This is a genomic window from Lysinibacillus sp. ACHW1.5, assembly GCF_022014815.1.
In the GTDB taxonomy this organism is placed as follows: Bacteria; Bacillota; Bacilli; order Bacillales_A; family Planococcaceae; genus Lysinibacillus; species Lysinibacillus capsici.
The window spans coordinates 3,160,601-3,182,556 of the sequence record NZ_CP091777.1 but is presented as its reverse complement, the minus strand read 5'-3'; the positions used below and the strand labels follow the sequence as shown (position 1 = coordinate 3,182,556).

Below are 21,956 nucleotides of genomic sequence, written 5' to 3'. Positions count from 1 at the left end.
GATGTTAACATGAAAATTTTGACGGAGGTGAATGCCCGCATGGTGACAATACAAAAAACAACAAATGTACCATTATTGCCTTTGCGTGGACTTTTAGTATTCCCATCGATGGTGTTACATATTGATGTGGGTAGAAATCGTTCTGTAGCGGCGCTTGAGCAGGCAATGTTAGAGGACCAAATGATTTTATTGGTAACACAAAAAGAAATGCACGATGAACAACCTGAAGAGCAAGATTTGTATTCAGTTGGTACAATTGCTTATGTCAAACAAATGCTTAAATTACCGAATGGCACGTTACGTATCCTTGTAGAAGGAGTTGCTCGTGCAACGTGGAAAAACTATCGTGCGTTAGAGAAGTATACGGTTGTCGATATTGAGATTAAAGAGGAGTCAACAGAAAAAGATGTAGAAACACAAGCATTGATGCGGACATTGTTGACGTATTTTGAAAAATATGCTAAATCCTCCAATAAAATTACGACTGAGACGATCAATACTGTAACGGATATTGAAGAGCCTGGCCGTTTAGCAGATATTATTGCTTCTCATTTGCCGTTTAAAATTGCCGACAAGCAAGAAGTATTAGAAATGCTAAGCGTTAAAAAACGACTAGATCATTTAATTATTCGCTTGCATGATGAACAGGAAGTATTGGATCTAGAAAAGAAGATTAATTCCAAAGTAAAGCAGTCAATGGAGCGTACGCAAAAGGAATATTATTTACGTGAGCAAATGAAAGCTATTCAAACGGAGCTGGGAGATCGCGAAGGGAAAACTGGAGAAGTTGCAGAATTACGGAAGCGTATCGACGAAGCTGGTATGCCAGAAACAACAAAGGAAGCAGCACTGAAAGAATTAGATCGCTATGAAAAAATACCTGGAGCTAGTGCAGAAAGCGGTGTTATTCGCAATTATATTGATTGGCTTATATCGTTACCGTGGACAAATGCTACAGAGGATCGCATGAATATTGCCCATGCTGAAAATATTTTAAACCGAGATCATGATGGACTAGAAAAAGTCAAAGAACGTGTTCTAGAATATTTAGCAGTACGTCAGTTGAAAAATTCACTGCGAGGACCTATTTTATGCTTAGCAGGGCCTCCAGGTGTTGGTAAAACATCATTAGCTCGCTCCATTGCCGAAAGTTTAGATCGAAAGTTTATTCGTATTTCTTTAGGTGGTGTTCGAGATGAATCGGAAATTCGCGGACATCGACGTACGTATGTTGGTGCAATGCCAGGACGTATTATTCAAGGAATGAAAAAAGCAGGTACCATTAATCCAGTATTTTTATTAGATGAAATCGATAAAATGTCGAATGATTTTAGAGGTGACCCTGCAGCAGCTATGCTTGAAGTTTTAGACCCTGCACAGAATAATACATTTAGTGATCATTATATTGAGGAACCATATGATCTATCTAATGTGTTATTTATTGCAACTGCCAATGATTTAAGTAGCATCCCAGGACCATTATTAGATCGTATGGAAGTAATTTCTATTGCGGGCTATACTGAAATCGAGAAAGCTCAAATTACAAAAAATCATCTTATACCAAAGCAGTTGAAAGAGCATGGCTTGAAAAAAACACAAGTGGTAATCAAAGATGAAGCAGTCACTGATATTATACGTTATTATACTCGAGAAGCAGGAGTGCGTGGTTTAGAACGACAAATCGCTACGCTTTGCCGTAAAATTGCCAAAGTAATTGTATCTGGTGAGAAAAAACGCGTAACGGTTAGCTCAAAGTCATTACAAGATTTACTCGGTAAACATCGTTTCCGCTATGGACAGGCTGAAAAGGAAAATCAAGTGGGTGTCGCAACTGGACTTGCGTATACAACAGTTGGTGGAGATACATTACAAATTGAAGTTTCTTTAACGCCAGGTAAAGGGAAGTTGCAACTTACTGGTAAGCTTGGTGAAGTAATGAAGGAATCTGCTCAAACAGCATTATCCTATGTTCGTACGAAGATGGAACACCTTAATGTGGATGCAGAATTTTTTGATACTCATGATATTCATATCCATGTACCAGAAGGTGCTGTACCAAAAGATGGACCATCAGCTGGTATTACAATGGCAACAGCTATCGTTTCGGCTATTCTACATCGTCCGATTCGCCGCGAGGTAGGTATGACAGGTGAGATTACCTTGCGTGGCCGTGTATTGCCAATCGGCGGCTTAAAAGAAAAAACATTAAGCGCTCACCGTGCGGGATTAACGACAATCATTTGTCCTAAGGATAATGAACGTGATATAGAGGATATTCCTGATAGTGTACGTGAGCAACTAACATTTAAACTAGTGACATCGGCTGATGAAGTTTTAGCCTATGCGCTGGACGGAGGTTTTTAAAAAAATGAAAGTCCATAATGTCGAAATGGTCATTAGTGCGGTACGACCAGACCAATATCCAGAAGATGGACTGCCAGAATTTGCATTAGCGGGTCGTTCGAATGTAGGAAAGTCTTCCTTCATTAATCGAATGATCGGACGTAAAGCTTTAGCACGTATTTCATCTAAGCCTGGTAAAACACAAACCCTTAACTTTTATAAGATTGAAGAGCAGCTATTTTTTGTAGATGTTCCAGGGTATGGTTATGCAAAGGTTTCTAAAACAGAGCGTGAGGCATGGGGAAAAATGATCGAGCGCTATTTTACAGGACGTCAGGAGTTAAAAGCAGTCGTACAAATTATAGATTTGCGACATCCTCCAACAGCTGATGATCGTATGATGTATGATTTTTTAAAGCATTACAATATTCCTTGCATTGTCATTGCAACGAAGGCAGATAAAATTCCAAAAGGTAAATGGGATAAACATAAGAAAATTGTCAAAGAGACGCTGGAGTTGGAAAAAAGTGATCCTCTTATTGTCTTCTCTTCAGAAACGGGTCTTGGCTTTGAGGAAGCTTGGAAAACAATCGAAAATAAAATGTAATAAAAAACATCTATTGTATCTAAAGCGTTAGGACAATAGATGTTTTTGTATTTTCAGTCAAGGTGATGTAGAAATTTAGGGAAAATACTTGATGATGAAACTATTTGTCCGATAAATTAGAGAGGAGGTGGACTATATGGATATCGCAGCTTTATCGATGACAATGAACCAAGCAGCACTTATGCAAAATGTATCTTTAGCTGTTACGAAACAGACAATGGAAATGCAACAGCAAAATACAGAACAGTTAGTTGAAATGTTAGATGCTCCACATCCAACAGCCGGACATACAATTGATATTCAGATATGAAGTAGGTTGAAGTTAAAAGCTATCTCAACTTTTGTTTTAGAAATAAATTCAAGAAGGCCTAAAATGTAACTTTTCGAATAAGAAAAACTACCAATAATACGATATACTAATAATTAGTAAGGAGGCAGGTTTTTTGAAAAAATATTTTTACATACTGATGATTACGTTATTGATGATAGTTGGTTTTTCCTTTCATCAATCTGCTAAAGCTGCCCAACTAGTGACAGGGACATTTGTTGATGTAACGTTTTCAGAATATACGAAGCCAGATGGTACGATAGAAAAGCAACTTAGTAAAATAACTTTGGAAAATGATCGTGGGCGAACAGTAACGTTTAATATTAATAAAAATACTAGATTATATATTAATAATACGTCTACAACGATTGAGGGTTTTAAGATGGGGATGGAAGTCGAGGCTGAAATTTCTCTTAGAAGTGTTGTTGAACTTCGCGGCACCTCTCATACACCAACAGAAACAAATGTACCATCAACAGAAAGCAGTAACGGTAAAACAACTGCTGGTGTCGTAACGAGTATTGATCCAAATGGTTTATTTATCATGGTAAAACCAGATGTTGGCGCAGAAACGACATACTATTTAAACAAAGAAACCAATTATCAAAAAGGTTCTTCTGCAACAGATATTAGTGCATTATACGTAGGGGATCGCGTTAAATTAAGTTTCAAAAATAAAACTTCCTCAGTCATATCAAAGGTAGCTATCAGTGAAACAGGCACGCTCGTTGAAAACTTATATAAAGGTGAGATACAAGCGGTCAATCCTAATGCCAACAAACTTACCGTGAAAAATCAACATGCCTTTGTTAACTGGCAATTTGGCTCTCAAACAACAAATGATCTTTCAACTATGCCTTTTACTTCCAAAGTACCGATATATGTTGGGAATACGAAAGTTGAGAAAGGTCAGCTGAAAAATTATATAGGTAGCGAAGCATACTATGCGACCGTTAAACAATTTGGTAAGGAAGTAATCGAGAAAATTGTCGTATTGAAAAATAATGAAAGAACATATTACGAACCAATGCTGTCTGTTGATACAGATTACCAACTACTGAAACTGAAAACAGCAGGAACAATGTATTTCCACAATGGAACTATTTTAATTCGAAATGGACGATTAATTGAACCTACTGGTCTTATGGCATATGGTACTGCTTTTGTCGTGGCTGATGGTGCTACTCGTGATCACTATGCCCAAGTAATACAAGTTACAAGCGATAGCTTCATGTCACCTAATCTTGCAGGTCATGAATTATATTATGGACGCTTATCTCAAGCAGATGGATATGTAATTGAAATTGACGATGCGATGAAGATTGAATCAAATGTTTTCAAGAAAGCAGATCGTACTGTACTGTCAGTTAGTAATTCAACGAAAGCTATGGTAGATGACGGCAATAAAACATATAGTGTCATGCCAGATATTGAACTTTACTTATCTGAGGGAGATTATGGTTATTTCTATGTGAAAGAAGGCCATGTACAAGCTCTCCATATTCTAGACAAGGCTAAACCTGTTGCCCCACTAATGCTCGCAGGGAAACTACAGTCTGTGAAATCTACGTATCCTGCAGTCATTAATGTCAAGAGTGTTAGTCAATGGCAAAATGGACGTTGGTATGAAGCAGGTGAAATGGTTAATATGAATATTGACCAAGCGACACTGATTAAAGCAGGTAAGGTAATTCAAGCTTCTGACTTACAGCCATCTGATCGTTTAGTTGTATTATCAGATCGATTTGTTAAAGCTCATTTTATTTTGGTAGATTAGCATGAATAGTAAACTAAAAAAATCTGCGAGTCTTATGCGAATATGTTTCATAATCGAAAGATGAGGAAGTTACTTCGAATAGGCTAACTTGTGGATACATTAGCAAGATGAGTAGATTTTTTTAGTGATATTAGAAACAAGCTTCATTATGCACGCAAATGCACAGTGAAAGAGAGGAAAAGCGAATGCAAAAAAAATTATCTAAAATAATGTTTCTAGTCCTTGCTGTTTTTTTGATTGGAACAACTATTCCATTCAATGCATCAGCTGCTTCATTAGAAACAACAGGCGCTGTAAAAAACGAATATACATATGAAGAAGCTGTGTTCCTTTCAGGGACACCTGTTATTTTTAAAGGGACAAGTAAAGATATTAAAATTGCACAAAAAGAATCAAAAGGTAAATTAACTGAAACATATAACATGAAGTTAACAGCAAGCAATGGCGCTACATTGACAAGAAATATTGCCTATGAATCAGATGTAGTGGATTATGCAGTTCTTGGTCAAAAAACATCCAATGGTGAAGTGAAGAAATACACTGAAAAAATTACAATTGGCGCTATTACTTATTCCTTAGTCGATTATCAATTTTCACAAGGAACAGTTACTGATAATCGTGCAGCCTCTGATTATTACTCAGGAAATATTATTTCTAGAAAAACCTATGCTTTTGAAACAGGAAAAGGAAAAAATGCTGTTCAAAACACAGTCACAATTGAAACAGATAGTCGACATGCAGGCTATGAGAACTTTTGGGGTGCGACAGAAACTCAAATCACGGAATCTGTTTATTCCTATAGTGATGGTAAAACAAGTCATGTGAAAAATCGTCTATCTACAAGTAAATCACGTGTTTTAAATTATGAGGAAAATCTCGGTAGCTTAGGGAGTTTTGAAGGTGGATATGCAGTCGTAAGTGAAAAGGATGTTATTTCTGAATATACATACGACCTATCGTCAGGACAAAAAGGGACACTTGATTTAGATACAGAGTACATGCCGACAATTGAACGTCTTATCATTCCTAAATTCAGAGATTTAACAACCCATTACGCGAAAGAAGCAATTGAAAAACTTTATTCTCTAGGTATTTACTCAGATTCAAGTAACTTCTTTTCTCCTAATACACCAATGAAACGTATTGATTTTACGACGGCTATTGGTAAAGCGGTTGATTTACGTGTGTTTGAAGAAAAGAAATCAAAAAAGACACCTACTACAAGTGTTTTTAAAGACTTGAAGCGTTCTATCAAAGATTACGGTTATATTGAATCAGCGTTAAATAAAGGGATAATTAAAGGTGTATCAGCTGACTACTTTAAGCCAGATAATGCGATTAATCGCGCACAGGCTGCAACTATCTTTGTCCGTGCCTTAGGACTTGAAAATAGAGCACCTGATCCTGGTTACTTAACTAAATTTTCAGATGACAAACAGATTCCAAATTATGCAAGAGATGGCATCTATATAGCGAATGAACTTGGCTTAATGATTGGTGATACTGCTGGTCGTTTTAATCCAAATAAACCGCTAACGCGTGCAGAGGCGTCAGTTGTTATAGAACGATTCTTGAAATATTTAGAGGATGACTTAAAACAAAACTACCGTGATGACATATTGTTCTTTAACTAAAGAAAGGATGGAACAAAAATGACATATGTAAAAAAAGCATTGCTTGCTATGCTTTGCTTCATGCTTCTACTGATGACAGCTACACCTACTGTTACGCAAGCAGCTACAACAATTAGAGATGTTCCAACAAATAGCAATAATTATAAAGCTATTTCATGGGCGGTTGATAATGACCTGATGTCCTTAAATAGTGCAAGTAACTTTTTACCAAATGATCAAGTGACTGATCGCGATCTTGTTCTGATGTTTGCCAAACTAGATCGTAACTATGCTTTATCTTATATTGATAGTGTTGCTTATAATTTCTATAGTGATTTTTATTTACCATTTAACGGTACACATGTAAATACGAATCGAACAAAAGCTGTAACACGTGGCCAATTTGCCCAAATTTACGCGGCTTTTAAAGGCTTAGATTTAGATGAGCCACAGGCAGTTCAATATTTATATTCAAATGATTTATCTACAAGCTCTACAGGCAAAAACACATTCGCTAGCTTTCATCCATCCACAAAATTAACAAGGGGTGATGTTGCTGTATTTTTCTATCGTGCTGTTCAAAATAGTACTTTCGCAGTACAAGGATTAAAACGTAGTCCAGCTGGTCGTGATAATGATAGCATTACATTACCGCCTGGTTTTATGGGATCTAGTAGTGCTGATTTTGAAGAGCCAAAGGATAATTCCAATGATTTTACTGGACCAAATAATGTTAATAATGCATTGCAGAGTATCGTGGTGGAAAAGCCTGATTTAATTGCAAATAATGTGGATACAACACTAGTTACGGTGTCTTTAAAGGCTTGTAATGGTGATCCTATCGCTGATGATAAATCCTATTCATTCCGCGTGAAAGCATCCTACGGAAATATTGTTGATACTTCAGGTGAAGCAGTTGACATTGTCCAATCGGATGGTTCAACTGTATCAGCTATAGTGGTAGCACCAAAACTAACTAAATCAGTACGTGATACAATAACTTTTGAACTGATTAATAATACGGACCCAGCAATGAAGTGTCTTGTTGGAGAGAAACTAAATGCAGAAGTGCGTTATGCACCACAGCCTGAATTGCGTATTGATTACCAAGTATACGACCCAGCAAATACAGATGATAATGGGAGCGTAATTCCTGAATTTCCGAAAAGTGAAGATATTCCAGAGTTCTTTACGCAAAACTTAATTGATGTTTATAGCCCAGTTCCTCTAGATTCTAATTCAGATAAAAAATTATTTAGTATTGGGCAGCAAACAAATGTGACGGACGTTTTAGGGAATGTGCAAAACATCTATTTGCGTTACGGTGGATCTGATCCTAAATATCCGGCATTAGGTTATGAAAATGCTATTCTTCAATTTGAAAACTATGATATTTCTGTTCACTTATTTGAGGAACTTTTAAAGACACGTTTTGAGAACTCTGTTACAACGCCAGCTAAAACGGAAATAATGTATTTAATTGCTGACGATGGTCGTCCTATTTATCGCGTTCAGGGCATTGATGATGATATTGCCTCACAGGTAGAGAACATTAATCCAGTCGGCGCCATTATTCAGCTTATGAAAGAAATGCCAGACGAAAAAGATTTAACATTAGAACATTATGACAGTGTTATGAAGATTTATTCGATTTTCACTAACTTAAGTAACTATGACCGCACGGTATTATTAAAATACCAAGGCGGTAAATTACTTGGACAAGTAGAGGCGTTTAAAAAACGAGTAGAGGCCCTAAAGGAAAGTGCGGATGCTGCATCAAGACCATCAGGAAAAGATCGTTATACAAAAGTAATGGTGACTTTAGTGCGTCCTGGTGGAGAGCCTATTACAGATTATCAAGGAACAGTCAAAATTAAGTATGACGGAGTAGAAAAAACAGCTTCATTCATTACGAACACTTCTGATCCATTAAATAATACAGGGAATCCAGGTACTGCTGTAGCCTACTTTGATTCAGTTATATATGGCAAATCTAAAGTGGAAGCAAGACTTGTCAATCCAATAGACCCTCGCTATGCAACGTCCTTGAAGGGTTTAAAAGATAAAACAGTGACGAAAGATATTTTTACGAATCCATACTTCAGTAAAAACTCTTGTTCTTTAGCAACAGAAATTGCCTATGTAGTGGATTATTCTTCTTCCATGAAGGCTGTTGATCCAACAAATTATCGTGGGAAGAAAATGATTGAACTAATCAATCAATTAAAGGCTAAAAATAACATAGTCATTGAAACCAATACAAAAGCGACAGTACTTGGAGAAGGTACAACAGAAAATGTGTTGAAAAAAGATCTTTATAAAGCATCGAAAGATAAGGGTGCAACCGATATTTTTGCAGGCATCGATATTGCTTTAACAAAATTCTCGAATGATTCGAAAACATCCAAAGCGATTGTCGTTGTATCTGATGGTAAAACAAGTAAATCAAAAATGACAAAAGTTATAAATGACGCGAAAAAGCAAGGTGTCAAAGTATACACAGTTAGTATGGGCAAAAAATCACAAGTAAATGACGCCACTTTAATGCAATTATCTTCAGAAACGGGCGGAACGTACTTCCATGCAATTGATAATTTGCAATTGCATCAAGTCTTCCAGAAGTTAATTGATACTATTTTATGTAAAACGCAAGCTTCAAGCTGTATCAATCCAGATGATTTATTTGAAGAGACAAGTGTTTCGCTACGAAAAGGTTATATTACAATGAGTGCTCGAGTTGATGGTAACTGTCAAAACGTTGCGAAGATGAATGTACGTTTTAATTCAATCAGTGGGGATGTCCAGTTTGATTTGCAAAAGCGTAGTGATCAAGTGTATATGTTAACAAAAACTGTTCAAACTATGCAGGATTTTAAAGTCAATGATGAGATTGAGTTTATAGCATACGATAAAGATGGTAATATAATTGCAATAAAGAGTGTTACAATAACAAATTAATGAGAAAACTGCCTCCGATAATGGGGGCAGTTTTTTAATTTGAAACAACACGTATAATTTGTTACACTTAGTTTATAATAATTCTAATGTAGATGACGAATTACAGTTCTTCATGACATGTTCACAAATTATTGATGAACTCTTGTCGAACTGTGCTATAATGAGATTTGTGAATTAGAACGTGTGAGGTGTTATTCATGCATACCATCGTAGTAGGCTTGAATTATAAAACAGCGCCTGTTGAAATACGTGAGAAGTTATCATTCATTGAGAGTGAACTGCCACAAGCAATGGAAGCGCTGCAAAAGCAAAAAAGTATATTAGAGAACGTAATTGTTTCGACATGTAATCGTACAGAAATATATGCTGTTGTGGATCAATTGCATACTGGACGTCATTTTGTGAAACAATTTTTAGCCAACTGGTTTGATTTGCCTGTGGAGACATTTTCTTCGTATTTAACGATTCGTGAAGAAGATGAGGCAGTCGAACATTTATTTAAAGTGACAGCTGGAATCGATTCAATGGTTCTAGGTGAAACACAAATTTTAGGGCAAGTAAAAAAAAGCTTTTTAAGTGGACAAGAGATTGGCACAACAGGAACGGTATACAATCAGCTATTTAAACAAGCAGTAACATTTGCAAAGCGTGCTCATAATGAAACAGCGATTGGTGAGAATGCGGTATCCGTTTCCTATGCGGCCGTAGAATTAGCAAAGAAAATTTTTGGCTCATTACAACGCAAGCATGTAGCTATTTTAGGTGCAGGAAAAATGGGGGAACTTGCAATTGAGAACCTTTACGGTAGTGGTGTAGGGAAAGTTACTGTCATTAACCGTACATTTGAAAAAGCAGAAAGCTTAGCAGCTAAATTCCATGGTGAAGCTAAATCAATGAAGGAATTACAATGTTCTTTGTTAGAAGCGGATATTTTAATTACTTCAACAGGTGCTACTGATTATGTTATTGATTACGAGCTAATGCAATTTGTGGAACGTTTACGTAAAGGAAAACCATTATTCATGGTAGATATAGCGGTTCCTCGTGATATTGACCCACGAGTTGGCGACCTACCAAATGTATTTCTATATGATATTGATGATTTACAAGGTATTGTCGAAGCGAACTTAGCAGAGCGTGAACGTGCTGCTGCTGATATTACTAATATGATTGGCGAAGAAGTTGTGCAATTTAAAGACTGGGTAGCTACTCTTGGGGTAGTGCCAGTCATCTCAGCATTACGTAAAAAAGCAAATCGTATTCAACAAGAGACTATGACAAGTATCGAAAATAAAATGCCAGATTTAACGGAACGTGAACGTAAAATTTTAAGCAAACATACAAAATCTATTATCAATCAATTGTTAAAAGAGCCAATCTTGCAAGCTAAAGAAATGGCTAATTCTCCAAAAGCAAATGAACAGTTACGTTTATTCCAACAAATTTTTGGTATAGAGGATGCTGTGGAAGCTGAAGTTCATGAGATGACAAAGCAAGAGCTTGAGCGCAAAGAACGCGCACAAGTATCTCAGACTTCTACTGAACCAAAGTACTCTTTCTAAATTATCTATTGCGCTCACGTAGAAAGCTGTGATTGTACATGGGTGTTACGCGCAATTGGATTTTCTACTGATATTACATGAGGCGTTTTCGTATCTGTATGGTAAACTAAGGATACGAAAACGTTTTTTTGTTTTCTATGCTAAAATAGTTTATTAATTTCACGACAAAGAAGGGATGTCTATTGGCTGATTTGACCATGACGAGGCTCTATGAAGTGATGATCGTCTTGTATGCGATCAGTCTAGTTTTTTACTTTACTGATTATTTTTATAAGCAAGTACGTGCAAGACGCATTGCTTTTTGGCTTGTTTCATTTGTATGGATGATTCAAAGTGCCATTATCATTTTAACGTTTGTGGAAACGAAGCGTTTTCCGATTTTATCCTTGTCTGAGGGAATACTTTTTTATTCCTGGTTACTCGTGACGTTATCCATTATCCTTCATTGCATAGCAAGAGTGGATTTACCTGTGTTTATTATTAATATACTAGGATTTTTATTCGCTAGTATCTTTACTTTTATGCCGAAACGTCCTACAGGAGCTGTCGGGGATACTTTAATTTCAGAGATGCTTTTTATTCATATATCATTTGCAATATTGTCTTATGCAGCGTTTACATTAACATTTGTGTTTGCCATTTTGTATCTCGTTCTATATCGATTGCTGAAAAAGAAAAAGTGGTCGCATTTATGGACTAGATTGCCTTCCTTGCAGCAGACAAGCAGCTGGATGAATATTTCATTTTTCATTGGAATTCCGATGTTATTTATAAGTTTAATATTAGGGTTTGAATGGGCACTATTAACATTAGAGAGTCTTTCGATTTTCGATGCGAAAATCATAGGGTCCTTCATTATTTTAATTTTGTATTGTTTTATCCTATATGTGAATCGCAAAAGCAAGCTGACAGGTACAACTTATGCATGGGTACATATTTATGCCTATCTATTAGTTGTTGTAAACTTCTTCTTAGGTAGTAGTTTATCGCGATTCCATTTATGGTATTAGAAGAAAGGTTGGAGACTGTTGAGAAAAATTATTGTAGGTTCTAGGAGAAGTAAATTAGCGCTAACGCAAACAAATTGGTTCATTAATGAATTAAAAGCGGCTGGTGCACCATTCGAATTTGAAGTAAAAGAGATTGTAACAAAAGGTGACCAAATTTTAGATGTACAGCTTTCAAAAGTAGGTGGGAAAGGGTTGTTTGTAAAAGAAATTGAACAAGCCCTTTACGATAAAGAAATTGACTTTGCTGTTCATTCTATGAAAGATATGCCTGCTGTATTGCCAGATGGGCTAGTGATTGGTTGTATTCCACCACGTGAAGATGCTCGTGATGCATTTATTTCGAAAGGGCATGTTAAATTTGCTGACCTTCCTGCGGGAGCAGTCGTTGGGACAAGTTCTTTACGTCGTAGTGCTCAGCTTTTAACAGTACGTCCTGATATCGAAATTAAATGGATTCGTGGCAATGTTGATACACGCTTAGCTAAGCTTGAGACAGAAGAATATGATGCCATTATTTTAGCAGCGGCTGGTTTGAAACGCCTTGGGTGGAGTGATGATGTAGTCACTGAGCTTTTACCTGTCGAACAATGTCTACCAGCTGTAGCGCAAGGCTCTCTTGGCATTGAATGTCGTGCCGATGATGCGGAGCTTTTAGCCGAATTAGGTAAGTTGACTGATTCATTCACTTGGCAAGAAGCACATGCAGAACGTGCATTTTTAGCGGCAATGGATGGTGGTTGTCAAGTTCCGATTGCTGGGTATGCCACTTCAAATGGGGAAGAAATTACATTAACAGGCCTTGTTGCTGCTCCAGATGCATCTGTTGTATATAAGGAAACAGTAGTTGGCACAGATGCACAAAAAATTGGAGAGGAGCTAGCTGCTAGTTTAACAAAACAAGGAGCTTTCGATTTAATTCAGCGTGTAAAGGCAGAGCAAGATGCCCAGTAATTTACCTCTAAAGGGTAAAACCATACTTTTAACAGGCACATCCAAGACAACAACCATTGTCGAAAATATAACAGCTTTAGGTGGACATGCCATCGTAGCCCCATTAATTGAAACTTGTGAACGATTAGATAGCAAGGATCCTGAACTATTAAACCACGCTAAGCAATATGATTGGTTGATTTTCACTAGTCAAAATGCTGTAGAAGCTTTTGCTAGTAAAATGCTTCGACATCAATTTAATGCAAGTCATTTCAAAGGAAAAATAGCTTCCATTGGAACTAAAACAACAACAGCATTAGAAAATTTAGGATTTCAAGTGAGCTTTATGCCTTCCATATTTAGTGCTGATATTTTCGTTAAAGAATTTCCGAGTGTAGCGGGTAATCAACCTAGATGTCTGTTTATTCGAGGAGAAAAGGCGAAAAGTACGTTGAAGGATGGATTGCCTTTTGAATTAAAAGAATGGACAGTCTATGAAACGATAGAACGACATGATCAAACATCTGTTATTGTCAGTTGCATCCAGCAACATCAAAATGTTACAGTGATTTTTGCTAGTCCTTCAGCAGTTGACGTGTATGCAATGGAAGTTGTGCCACATATTGGCTGGGAAGCAGCTCACATTGCAGCCATCGGCCATATTACGGAAGCAGCTCTTGAACAATACGGTGCTACTGTGGATATTATGCCAAGCGTTTATACAATGCAAGCAGTCATCGAAGAAATTATGAAAGTAGGGGACAAATCATGACAAAACTACAATTTCAAAGACACCGTCGTTTGCGTGCCAATGCAACGATGAGATCAATGGTAAAAGAAACATACTTACATAAAGAGGACCTGATCTATCCTATTTTTGTAATAGAAGGCGAAAATATTAAAAATGAAGTACATTCAATGCCTGGCGTTTTTCAATTTTCATTAGATAAACTAGAGGCAGAGGTGGATGAGGTCGTAGCATTAGGTATTCCTGCAGTTATTTTATTTGGCTTGCCAGCTGAAAAGGATGCGGTTGGAACAGGTGCATTTCATGATCATGGCATTGTGCAAGAAGCGACTCGACTCATTAAAACACGTCATCCTGAGTTGTTAGTCATCGCGGATACATGCTTATGTGAATTTACGGATCATGGACATTGTGGCTTAATTGAGGGCGATCAAATTTTGAATGATCCTTCATTAGATGTTTTAGCTCGCACGGCGATATCACAAGCAAAAGCTGGCGCTGATATCATTGCTCCATCAAATATGATGGATGGCTTTGTAACGGCAATTCGCGCTGGTCTGGATGAAGCTGGATTTGAACATATCCCGATTATGTCCTATGCAGTCAAATATGCATCCAGTTACTATGGACCTTTCCGTGATGCTGCAGATGGTGCTCCGCAATTTGGTGATCGTAAATCCTACCAAATGGATCCATCAAATCGTCTAGAGGCATTCCGTGAAGCAGAGTCAGATATCGAAGAGGGCGCAGATTTCCTAATTGTCAAGCCTGCCCTTAGCTATTTAGATATTATTCGAGACATGAAAAATAACTATCCATTACCGCTTGTTGCGTATAACGTTTCAGGTGAATATGCAATGATTAAAGCGGCTGCTATAAATGGTTGGATTGAAGAGAAAAAAGTTGTGCTTGAAACATTATTAGGCATGAAACGTGCAGGCTCTGATTTAATCATTACGTATCATGCAAAAGATGTTGCACGTTGGTTGGAGGAGAAATAAATGACACGTTCTTACGAAAAATCAAAACAAGCTTATGCTGAAGCTGTTCAATTAATGCCGGGCGGTGTAAGTAGCCCAGTACGTGCATTCAAATCAGTAAATATGGACCCAATTTTCATGGAATCTGGCCATGGGGCAATCATTAAAGACATTGACGGTAATGAATATATTGATTATGTATTGTCTTGGGGTCCGCTAATTTTAGGACATACACATCCAGAGGTAGTGAAAGCAATTGCAGATACAGCTGCGAAGGGTTCTTCCTTCGGTGCTCCAAGCTATACAGAAAATCGCTTAGCTCAATTAGTATTAGACCGTCTACCAGGAATGGAAATGATTCGCTTTGTATCTTCAGGAACAGAGGCTACTATGTCTGCATTACGTGTAGCTCGTGGTGTGACAGGACGTGATAAGATCTTAAAGTTTGAAGGGTCTTATCATGGTCACGGTGACTCCTTATTGATTAAAGCTGGTTCTGGTGTTGCCACATTAGGCCTACCTGATAGCCCTGGCGTACCTGCAGATATCGCCCGCAATACGTTGACAGTTGCCTATAATGATTTAGAAGGGGCAAAAGTGATTTTCGAGAAATTTGGCACTGAGTTAGCTGCGGTAATTGTGGAGCCAGTAGCAGGAAATATGGGTGTTGTACCTCCACAACCAGGTTTCCTAGAAGGTTTGCGTGCACTTACTGCAGAGCACGGTGCATTATTAATCTTTGACGAAGTTATGACAGGTTTCCGCGTTGATTATGGCTGCGCACAAGGATATTTTGGGGTAACGCCTGATATGACTACTTTAGGTAAAGTAATCGGAGGTGGTCTCCCTGTAGGCGCATTCGCTGGGAAAAAAGAAATTATGGAGCAAGTAGCACCCGCTGGACCAATTTATCAAGCAGGAACATTATCAGGGAATCCGCTAGCGATGACAGCCGGTTATGAAACGTTATCACGTTTAGACCATGGTACGTATGATTACTTTAAAAAATTAGGAGATCAGCTTGAGGCTGGTTTCCGTGAAGCAGCAACTAAATATAATATCCCGCACACTGTTAATCGTGCAGGCTCTATGATTGGCTTCTTCTTCACGAATGAAGATGTCGTTGATTTTGCTACTGCTAAGACATCAGATTTACAATTATTCGCTGAATATTTCCGTCTAATGGCAGAGGAAGGTATTTTCTTACCTCCTTCTCAATTCGAGGGACTATTCATCTCAACAGCTCACACGGAAGAGCACATTGCGACAACAGTGGCAGCATTCCATAAAGTATTTGCACAGTTAGCGCAATAAAATTTGATAGAGCATGCTAGAGTTTTTTCTAGCGTGCTCTTCTGCTGTTAAAAAACAAAACCATCACGAGAATTTTTGCGAAAGGTGAAAATGTTTCCGTTGTAGGCTACTTGCTTTCCTGTGGCCTCATCTCTTTAGCTATCCCACGGGAGTCAAGCACCTTCCGCTCCACCTCATAAATTTTCTTTATAGCAAAGGTTTTCAAATAAAGTGAAAGTGTTCACTACTCATTTTATGGAGAGGTGTTGTCACTCACGAACGCCCCCTGGATAGGACGCTGGCGGAAAGGAAATCAACCCTCGCCTTGTAAATTGCTTTATATCCCATTGACATTACCTTTTTTAATGGATTAAGCAGTAGGCATTATAGTGCTTGAGGAATACATGAGCAAAAAGGAATAATAGCATATATTTACTAGTAAGTAAGCTCAACTATACTGGATGAAGGACCTGCTTTTGTCAAAATTACATCTTTCAGCATAGCCAAATTGTGGGCGATATCGTTTATAATATAGCTATTCATAAAAGAAAGTAGTGAATTGATATGGCAACAGGCACACACACGGTCGAGGTACCCGTAGGGATTGAACATGTATGGGATTTCGTTAGTGATATGGAAAAATGGGCAAAGCTTGTCCCTGGTTATAATGCACATGAAATGATTGATGAGAAACACTCCACTTGGACTTTTAAAGGCAATGTTGGCGTTCTGAAAAAAACAGTTGAAGTAGAAATTACAATCTTAGAATGGTTAGCACCATCAAAAGTTACATTTGAATTAAAGGGTCTTTCTGATAACTTCACAGGAAATGGCTATTTCCTCGCAGAAAGTATTGACGCTGAAAATACTAAAATGACAGGATTCTTAGAAGTCATTGCGGGCGGGTTAGCTGGCCCTGTTCTAAATCCGATTTTTAAACCGATCGTTCCAAAGGCAACACAAATGCTAACAGATCGTGTAGCTAATAAAATTAAATTAGTAAATGTTTAATGATACGAACAACCATGGGAATGGCATGCTAGACTAATACTTCTAGCATGCCATTTTTTTAGTAGTATCTATTTTTAACTATGTTCAAATGGCAACACCCTAGCATACTATCCTTCGAATCGTCATATGATGCAAAGGGAGGGATTATTATCGAACACAAAACTTGGAATATGCGCGAAACATTTTGTTTTCCTGGATATGGCTGCCCAACTGAAATAGCAGCTGTTCAAATTAAGCCACAGTGGCAGGCAATGCAGTTAGAGGATTCTTTGCGACTTATGGGCATCTATCATATCACCGCACACGTTCGCTTTGATTTTCAAGATATGCAAGCATTTGCAGAAAATGAAGACTTAATTACAATTGATGCCCTTGATATTCAAGGAGATACTGGTTATTTTGAGTATGCCGTTCCTTTACATGTGGATTTACCAAAGGAATCCGATGTCAAAGATTTAATGGTCAAGGATATTCGCCCTAGTCTGACAAATCAGATGTGTCAGCTTGAGTGGACAGTCACAAGTGCTTTCAATGAATATGAACCTGTTGTTGAAAAAGATGTGTTAGACAATCCGCACCTATCAACACATGCTTTCGAACAAGAGGAGACATTAGCTGCAATTGAAGAAAGTGTTCAAGTGAAACAACCTGCCGCAGTAGCAGCAGCTTCACGCCAAGAGAATTCTACAACAGTTGAGCAAAAAGCTGTATTAAGAGAATCCTCAAGCCATATTGTTGTACGCGAATCCAGTACTTGGCATGAAGTGCCTTCTATGATTTGGGATCTAACAGAAGAATATACACCGCTTAAAGTTCGTGTTTCAAATGATATCTTTCAAAAGTAAATAGCAGAGAAGTAGCAGGAGTAATAAGAAGACTAAATCACCTGATGTTGGCACAATAATGACACGGATAAACTGAAAAGCACAAATCGGCACGATGATGGTTCTGCAATAAAAACGAACTTGTCGTAGCCAAGGTGGTAAAAGCCAAGGGTTATACTTGCGTCGTCGCATTTGAATTGTCACTTCCTTTTCTATTTACTTTCCTCTTACTAAAAGATGACTAAATAACTTGAAAAATGACTCGATCCTGCGGTACAATAAGGAAAATCAAATACAGATGCTATGATAGGGAAGAGTAAATTTTGACTACATTTTCAGAGAGGAAACGGTAGCTGAGAAGTTTCTATTTGTACGAAATTGAAGGTAGCCCTTGAGCAGCTTTAGTGAACTAAAAGTAGTTAAAGCCGGTTAAACACCGTTACCGAATTGAGAGCCAGTAGAATAGGCTGAGAAAATATGTTTTTTAACATTTATCTTAACCCTGCTGGAATTAAAGGTGGTACCGCGAACTAAAACTCCTTCGTCCTTTTAGACGAGAGGAGTTTTTTTATTGGGTAAAAAAATAAATAGTTTTCTTTACCAACAATTTTCAAACAATAGGAGGAGTCAATATGACAGAAAACATTTCAATGCCAACTAAATATGACCCACAGTCCATTGAAGCTGGTCGCTATGAATGGTGGTTACAAGGGAAGTTTTTCGAGGCACAGCCTGAAAGTGGGAAAAAGCCCTATTCAATCGTTATTCCACCACCAAACGTAACAGGTAAATTACACCTTGGTCATGCTTGGGATACAACACTACAAGATATCCTCATTCGTATGAAACGCATGCAAGGCTATGATGCCCTATGGTTACCAGGTATGGACCATGCTGGTATAGCAACACAGGCAAAAGTAGAAGCCAAGCTGCGTGAGGATAATATTACACGTTATGATTTAGGACGTGAAAAATTCCTCGAAAAAACATGGGAATGGAAAGAAGAGTATGCTGGACATATTCGTGATCAATGGGCAAAGCTTGGTCTTGGATTAGATTATACACGTGAACGTTTCACATTAGATAAAGGTCTTTCAGATGCGGTAAAAACAGTTTTTGTTCAGTTATATGAAAAAGGTTTAATTTATCGTGGTGAACGTATTATCAACTGGGACCCAGCAGCAAAAACAGCATTATCTGATATCGAGGTAATTTATCAGGATGTGCAAGGTGCCTTCTATCATATGAAATATCCATTAGCTGATGGCTCTGGCTATGTAGAAGTTGCTACAACACGTCCCGAAACAATGCTTGGTGACTCTGGGGTAGCTGTTCACCCGAACGATGAGCGTTATCAGCACTTAATTGGTAAAAACGTTATTTTACCGATTGTAGGTCGTGAAATTCCAATTGTTGCTGATGAGTACGTTGATATGGAATTTGGTACTGGGGTTGTAAAAATGACACCAGCCCATGATCCGAATGACTTTGAAGTTGGTAATCGTCATAATCTAGAGCGCATTCTAGTAATGAATGAAGACGGCACAATGAATGATCTTGCTGGCAAATATAAAGGAATGGATCGCTTCGAATGCCGCAAGCAAATTGTTGCTGATTTACAAGAAGCAGGTGTGTTAATTCGCATTGAAGAGCATATGCATTCAGTAGGACACTCTGAACGTTCTGGTGCTGTTGTTGAGCCATATCTTTCAGCACAATGGTTCGTTAAAATGCAACCACTTGCTGATGCTTCCCTAGAGCTGCAAAAGGACGAAGAAGGGAAAGTAAACTTTGTTCCTGCTCGTTTTGAAAACACATATTCCCGCTGGATGGAGAATATACGCGATTGGTGTATTTCTCGTCAATTATGGTGGGGCCATCAAATCCCAGCCTGGTACCATAATGAAACAGGCGAAATATACGTAGGTAAAGAAGCCCCAGCAGATGCAGAAAACTGGACGCAAGATGAAGATGTACTAGATACATGGTTCTCTTCAGCACTATGGCCGTTTTCTACTATGGGTTGGCCAGATGAAGCAAATGAAGAATATAAACGTTATTATCCAACAAATACATTAGTAACAGGCTATGATATTATTTTCTTCTGGGTTTCTCGAATGATTTTCCAAGGTCTTGAGTTTACAGATCAACGTCCATTTAAAGATGTGCTAATTCATGGTTTAGTACGTGATGGTGAAGGGCGTAAAATGAGTAAATCACTTGGCAATGGTGTTGATCCAATGGATGTCATTGAACAATACGGTGCAGATTCATTACGCTACTTCTTAGCTACTGGTTCATCACCTGGTCAAGATTTACGCTATACAACTGAAAAAGTTGAAGCAGTATGGAACTTTGCCAATAAGATTTGGAATGCATCACGTTTTGCGCTTATGAATATGGATGGTATGACATATGATGAGATCGATTTAACTGGTGAAAAATCAGTAGCTGACAAATGGATTTTAACGCGCTTAAATGAAACGATTGAACGCGTAACCTCTCTTGCAGAGCGCTATGAATTCGGCGAAGTTGGCCGTGAATTATACAATTTCATTTGGGATGATTTCTGTTCTTGGTATATTGAAATGGCAAAATTACCACTTTACGGGGAGGATGAAGCAGCTAAAAAGACAACTCGATCTATTTTAGCTTACGTACTAGATCAAACAATGCGTCTTTTACATCCATTTATGCCTTTCGTTACAGAAGAAATCTGGCAGCACTTACCACACGAAGGTGAATCTATTACAGTAGCAGCATGGCCAACAGTACGCACAGATCTTCATTTTGCTGATGAAGCAGATAATATGAAGCTCCTAATGGATATTATACGTTCAGTACGTAATATTCGTGCGGAAGTAAATACACCGATGAGCAAAAAAGTACCGTTGTTTATTTCAGCGAAAGATGCAGCAACATCAGCTGTACTTAAAGATAATCAAGCATATCTAGAAAAATTCTGTAATCCTGACACTTTAACAATTGGTGAAGGTTTAGAGGCTCCAGGACAATCAATGACCGCTGTTGTGACAGGAGCACAGGTATTCCTGCCTCTTGTTGGACTGATCAATCTTGAGGAAGAAATTGCCCGTCTTGAAAAAGAATTAGAGAAATGGGCAAAAGAAGTAAAGCTTGTTACAGGTAAATTATCGAATGAGAAGTTTGTATCGAAAGCACCGGAAGCGTTAGTCAACGCAGAACGTGAGAAATTAGCAGATTACGAAAGCAAGCATGCAGTTGTGTTAAAACGTTTAGAAGAATTAAAAAATATGTAAAGACGAAGCGATGGATGACGAAAAAGTCATCCATTGCTTTTTTTATGTAGAGCTAAAGATATACATTGAATTAGGAAAAAATATATAGTATTATTTTAAATAAATTGGTCTAATAGATGATGTTGCTCACTGAAATAATAGGAAACAAAACCTAATTTCATGTTATTGAGCCGTGAAAAACCAAATCTAAGATTGGGAATGGATGTTTTTTGGATAGAGAGTCTTTTTTAGAAAGAAAATAAGAGCTAATGGAGGTGTTGAAAGTGTCAGGGAATATAGCAACTATTATTACAAAAGTCAACAAAGCATGTGATGAATTAGACTTTGTAAGCGCGAGAGTATTAATCGAAACGAATCTCTTAAAATTATCAGAAGCAAAGTATTATCGCTTATTGAATACAAGTGGCCGTGTCCTTATTAAGCACATATTAGCAAATAGTAACCCCCAACAGGATAGCCCTAAATTATCGCGAACAGATTTATTAACGATCCAAAAAATTAATGAGTATTGCTCAGATTTTGATATATCGATGCTAAAAAGGACGTTAAAAAACGCTTTTGAATTAGTGCAACGCCCAGATGTCCATCCATTATTAAATAGTGATGCCAAAACTATTTTAAATAATATGGGTGCTTTATTAGGGGCTCACAAGGTACATTAAAATAATATTAGTACGAACACGCAGTTGCTAGC

General features: G+C 37.7%; 17 protein-coding genes and 1 other annotated feature. Of the genes, 16 read left to right on the top strand and 1 reads right to left on the bottom strand.

Annotation, left to right across the window (positions count from 1 at the left end; all coding sequences use genetic code 11):
• Nucleotides 1–39: 39 nt before the first annotated feature.
• The 14 genes from lon (at nt 40) to L6W14_RS15785 (ending at nt 18,005) form a co-directional block, all read left to right on the top strand.
• Entirely contained in the window at nt 40–2,364 is a 2,325-nt protein-coding gene (gene lon, locus L6W14_RS15850) for an endopeptidase La (RefSeq protein WP_048395119.1), read from the top strand.
• A gap of 4 nt (nt 2,365–2,368) precedes the next feature.
• Complete coding sequence (gene yihA, locus L6W14_RS15845; RefSeq protein ID WP_004226613.1) at nt 2,369–2,950, top strand: ribosome biogenesis GTP-binding protein YihA/YsxC; 582 nt, start codon at nt 2,369–2,371, stop codon at nt 2,948–2,950.
• 136 nt (nt 2,951–3,086) lie between these two features.
• The gene (locus L6W14_RS15840; RefSeq protein ID WP_131520467.1) at nt 3,087–3,260 is read left to right on the top strand and encodes a YjfB family protein; all 174 of its coding nucleotides are present in this window, start codon (nt 3,087–3,089) and stop codon (nt 3,258–3,260) included.
• A 133-nt stretch (nt 3,261–3,393) separates the two neighbouring features.
• Entirely contained in the window at nt 3,394–5,055 is a 1,662-nt protein-coding gene (locus L6W14_RS15835; RefSeq protein WP_237898315.1) for an epsilon-toxin family protein, read from the top strand.
• A gap of 185 nt (nt 5,056–5,240) precedes the next feature.
• Complete coding sequence (locus tag L6W14_RS15830; protein ID WP_237898314.1) at nt 5,241–6,689, top strand: S-layer homology domain-containing protein; 1,449 nt, start codon at nt 5,241–5,243, stop codon at nt 6,687–6,689.
• Between the two features lie 18 nt (nt 6,690–6,707).
• Nucleotides 6,708–9,626 carry a vWA domain-containing protein gene (locus L6W14_RS15825; protein ID WP_237898313.1) on the top strand — a complete coding sequence of 973 codons (2,919 nt, stop codon included), beginning with the start codon at nt 6,708–6,710 and terminating at the stop codon, nt 9,624–9,626.
• Between the two features lie 197 nt (nt 9,627–9,823).
• Nucleotides 9,824–11,188, top strand: coding sequence for a glutamyl-tRNA reductase (gene hemA, locus L6W14_RS15820; protein ID WP_048395129.1), 1,365 nt, complete (start codon nt 9,824–9,826; stop codon nt 11,186–11,188).
• Between the two features lie 182 nt (nt 11,189–11,370).
• On the top strand, nt 11,371–12,198 hold the full coding sequence (locus tag L6W14_RS15815; protein WP_004226624.1) for a cytochrome C assembly family protein: 828 nt from the start codon (nt 11,371–11,373) through the stop codon (nt 12,196–12,198).
• A gap of 18 nt (nt 12,199–12,216) precedes the next feature.
• The gene (gene hemC, locus L6W14_RS15810) at nt 12,217–13,149 is read left to right on the top strand and encodes a hydroxymethylbilane synthase (RefSeq protein WP_131520471.1); all 933 of its coding nucleotides are present in this window, start codon (nt 12,217–12,219) and stop codon (nt 13,147–13,149) included.
• A complete protein-coding gene (locus L6W14_RS15805) occupies nt 13,139–13,900 on the top strand; it encodes a uroporphyrinogen-III synthase (protein ID WP_131520472.1) in 762 nt (253 codons plus the stop codon). The genes hemC and L6W14_RS15805 overlap by 11 nt, the downstream gene beginning before the upstream one ends.
• Nucleotides 13,897–14,877 (top strand): porphobilinogen synthase, encoded by a 981-nt coding sequence (gene hemB, locus L6W14_RS15800; protein WP_054550020.1) that lies wholly within the window; start codon nt 13,897–13,899, stop codon nt 14,875–14,877. Before L6W14_RS15805 ends, hemB begins: the two co-directional genes overlap by 4 nt.
• Nucleotides 14,878–16,170 carry a glutamate-1-semialdehyde 2,1-aminomutase gene (hemL, locus tag L6W14_RS15795; RefSeq protein WP_131520474.1) on the top strand — a complete coding sequence of 431 codons (1,293 nt, stop codon included), beginning with the start codon at nt 14,878–14,880 and terminating at the stop codon, nt 16,168–16,170. It begins immediately after the preceding gene.
• Between the two features lie 543 nt (nt 16,171–16,713).
• A complete protein-coding gene (locus tag L6W14_RS15790) occupies nt 16,714–17,160 on the top strand; it encodes an SRPBCC family protein (protein WP_131520475.1) in 447 nt (148 codons plus the stop codon).
• Between the two features lie 80 nt (nt 17,161–17,240).
• Nucleotides 17,241–18,005: a valyl-tRNA synthetase gene (locus tag L6W14_RS15785; protein WP_131520476.1), complete on the top strand. Its 765-nt coding sequence runs from the start codon at nt 17,241–17,243 to the stop codon at nt 18,003–18,005.
• On the opposite strand, the gene L6W14_RS15780 is transcribed toward L6W14_RS15785, so the two are convergent.
• On the bottom strand, nt 17,982–18,176 hold the full coding sequence (locus L6W14_RS15780) for a hypothetical protein (protein WP_036124009.1): 195 nt from the start codon (nt 18,174–18,176) through the stop codon (nt 17,982–17,984). The genes L6W14_RS15785 and L6W14_RS15780 overlap by 24 nt on opposite strands.
• 102 nt (nt 18,177–18,278) lie before the next feature.
• Nucleotides 18,279–18,536 (top strand) — a binding site (T-box leader).
• Between the two features lie 80 nt (nt 18,537–18,616).
• On the opposite strand from L6W14_RS15780, the gene L6W14_RS15775 reads away from it, so the two are divergent.
• A complete protein-coding gene (locus L6W14_RS15775) occupies nt 18,617–21,262 on the top strand; it encodes a valine--tRNA ligase (protein WP_237898312.1) in 2,646 nt (881 codons plus the stop codon).
• 263 nt (nt 21,263–21,525) lie between these two features.
• Nucleotides 21,526–21,924, top strand: a complete 399-nt coding sequence (locus L6W14_RS15770; protein ID WP_131520478.1) for a hypothetical protein — start codon at nt 21,526–21,528, stop codon at nt 21,922–21,924.
• Nucleotides 21,925–21,956: the final 32 nt, after the last annotated feature.